3 protein-coding genes are annotated in these 2,811 nt (G+C 71.3%); all 3 read right to left on the bottom strand.

The annotated features are described in order from the left end of the window. Positions 1–48: 48 nt before the first annotated feature. The 3 genes from ACFXKZ_RS05300 to ACFXKZ_RS05310 are packed head-to-tail and all read right to left on the bottom strand — an operon-like array spanning position 49 to position 2,291. On the bottom strand, positions 49–303 hold the full coding sequence (locus ACFXKZ_RS05300) for a Scr1 family TA system antitoxin-like transcriptional regulator (protein WP_379997312.1): 255 nt from the start codon (positions 301–303) through the stop codon (positions 49–51). Continuing rightward, positions 209–904, bottom strand: coding sequence for a helix-turn-helix domain-containing protein (locus tag ACFXKZ_RS05305; protein ID WP_379996583.1), 696 nt, complete (start codon positions 902–904; stop codon positions 209–211). The genes ACFXKZ_RS05300 and ACFXKZ_RS05305 overlap by 95 nt, the downstream gene beginning before the upstream one ends. 55 nt (positions 905–959) lie before the next feature. Continuing rightward, positions 960–2,291, bottom strand: coding sequence for an acyl-CoA synthetase (locus tag ACFXKZ_RS05310; protein WP_379996585.1), 1,332 nt, complete (start codon positions 2,289–2,291; stop codon positions 960–962). Positions 2,292–2,811 lie beyond the last annotated feature (520 nt).

Below are 2,811 nucleotides of genomic sequence, written 5' to 3' on the forward strand. Positions count from 1 at the left end.
GGGGGCGTAATAAGCACACTCTAAGCGGGTTTTTTTTTTTTTGTTTGTTTACGGTTGTGTTTTTGTTTTTTTTTTTTTTTGTGTGGGGGGGGGGGGGGGGGGGGGGCGCGCCCGCCCCCCCCCCGACAGTGTGAGCGCGAAGAGTCTCCTCGTGTATTCGGTGGTCTGGAGCAGGCCGGGCACGACGACCGGTGAGAAGTACTTCAGCTCACGTGCCTCGGCTTCGATGCGACGGATCTGTGTTTGTCGGTGCGCCGCCCCGCGACGCAGGTGCGTTCGGTTGGTCTCGACATGCGTGTGCAGCCGACCGACCGGATCGGCAACGACCGCCCGGTCCTCGGGGTTCGCTCCGTACAGATCGAGGACGGCGTCGATGTCTCCCCCCCGACGGCAGGAGTTTGCCCGTGTCCCACTTGCTGACCTTCGGCTGGGACATGCCGGTGTCCGCAGCGACTTGGGCTCCGATGAGGCCGGCGGCCAAGCGAAGTCGTCGCAGCAAGGCGGCGAGCCGTTCGCGGTCGGTGGTGTAGTGCTCGGGTTCCATGGAGGTGGAGGGTGCTCCGGTCAGCCGGGCATCCGGAGCCAATTCTCCCGCCGGTACTGCGGGTGGGCCGCCCAGTAGTCCGGGAAGGGAAGGGCTGCGGCTACTGTGCGAGGTCGACGCGATCCGGCTGCCTCGCCGCATCGAGTGCGGATCCGGCCTCGCCGTCGCGCTCGAACTCGGCGGCCACTGGCCGCACCACGAGTGTGGCTGGTGGATCTCGCACAGGGGACCGGTCTCGTGGTTCCTCGTCGGCGACATCGAACCCGACCGAGGCGGGCAGCCGTTCGAGATCCGCCTTCCCGGCCTACGCGGCTTCGGCGACACCCACCTCGTCACCCTCGCCGACATCGACCGCGACATTCACGACCGCCTCGGACCACCCTGCTGCTGCCTGATCCGACCCCGGCCGGGATCCTCAGTCGGCCAGCAGCTTCTTCTGGACCTTGCCCATCGCGTTGCGCGGGAGGTCGGCGACGAACCGGACGCGGCGGGGGCGCTTGTGCACCGACAGCCCGGCCGCTACGTGGTCGATGAGTTGGCGCTCCGTCACCTCGCCGCCCGGTGCCAGGACCACGAACGCGACGATCTCCTGGCCGAGATCGGCATGCGGGGCGCCGATCACGGCCGCCTCGTGGACCGCCGGGTGGGCCAGGAGCGCGCCCTCGACCTCGCCCGCGCCGACCCGGTAGCCGCCGGTCTTGATCAGGTCCGTACTCGCCCGGCCGACGATCCGATGCCGGCCGTCGGCGTCGATCACCGCCACGTCGCCGGTGCGGAACCAGCCGTCGGTGGTGAGCGTCGCGGCGGTGGCCTCGGGGCGATTCAGGTATCCCTGGAACAACGTCGGCGAGTCGACCTGCAACTCGCCCACGGTCTCGCCGTCATGCGCACACGGCGACCCGTCCTCGCCGACCAGCCGCGTCCGCACACCCGCGATCGGCCACCCGACGGATCCGGGCCGGCGTTCGCCGTCGGCCCGGGTGCTGAGCGTGATCAGCGTCTCGGTCATGCCGTACCGCTCGACCGGCCGGTGTCCGGTGAGTTCGGCGACACGCTCGAACACCGGCACCGGCAGCGGCGCACTCCCCGACACCAGCAGTCGCGCGCCGGCCAGCGCTTGCGCCGCGTCCGGGTCCTGCGCGATCCGCGACCACACGGTCGGCACGCCGAAGTACAGACTGCCCCCGGCCGCCGCGTAGCCCGCCGGGGTGGGCCGCCCCGTATGCACAAGCCGCGACCCGGTCCGCAGCGCCCCGAGCACGCCCAACACGAGCCCATGCACATGAAACAGCGGCAGCCCGTGCACGAGCACGTCGTCCGCCGTCCAGTCCCACGCCTCGATCGCCCCGTCCAGCCCGGCCGCAATCGCCGCGTGCGAGATCAACACACCCTTCGGCGGGCCGGTGGTGCCACTGGTGTACAGGATCAGCGCGGTCGCATCCGGACCCGGCTCCGGCAGCGTGCCGGCCGACCGAGCGGCGGGGTCGACCTCCATCGTGGGCAGCCCGGTATCCGTCCACGCCCCCGGCGCCAACAGCAGCACGGCCCCCGAGTCCGACAGGATGTGCGCCCGCTCCAACGGCCCCGAATCCGGCGGCACCGGCACCACCGGCACCCCGGCCAGCAACCCACCCAGCGTGGCGATCACCGTCCCCAACGAGGCATCGGCCCGCACCGCCACGGCCGGCGCCCCGGCAATCCGCCCCGCCAACGCCCGAGCCGCCCCGAACAACCCCTCCCGCGACATCGCGTCCCCACCGACGACAACCGCATCCCCACGATCCGTCCCAACCCCGTCGGCAGACACGACAAGAGACACGCAGCACCCTCCACAACCCCGGCCGATCAACCCACCGATGCTACGCGCCAGAACCCCAACAACGAGCAATCCCCGCCCGTTCGGCCCGCGTTGCGCGCTTGCCGGCACCAAAGCGCCGGCGCCGGCGGCCACCCGGATCCCGACCGTGGCGGCGCGGTGGTCGGTATCCGGGAAGCGGGGCACGCCGTTGCTGCGCGCGGTGTTGCCGGATGCCTTTCCGAGTTTCCGGCGGGCGTTGTGCTTTGGCCGGGTGGCGCCGGTGCGGTGCGGTGCGGTGCGGGGCGGAGTCGCCGGGTGGGCCGCCGCCGGCGTGCGGGGCTCCGAGACTGCGGGGTCCCGGCGAGGCGGGCGCGTTGGTCGGCGGAAAAGCGGCCGGCAGCGGCGGGCAGGGTGAGGGGTCGGATCGGGTTTGCCGGGTTGCTTTTCCGAGGGGGTCGGGTGTTTCCGG

The organism is Embleya sp. NPDC059237 (assembly GCF_042754105.1).
Classification (GTDB): domain Bacteria; phylum Actinomycetota; class Actinomycetes; order Streptomycetales; family Streptomycetaceae; genus Embleya.

Excerpts from the sequence above, each read along its gene's own strand:
- ACFXKZ_RS05305 (WP_379996583.1), bottom strand. The coding sequence starts at position 904 with ATGTCGCGGTCGATGTCGGCGAGGGTGACGAGGTGGGTGTCGCCGAAG.
- ACFXKZ_RS05310 (WP_379996585.1), bottom strand. The coding sequence starts at position 2,291 with ATGTCGCGGGAGGGGTTGTTCGGGGCGGCTCGGGCGTTGGCGGGGCGG.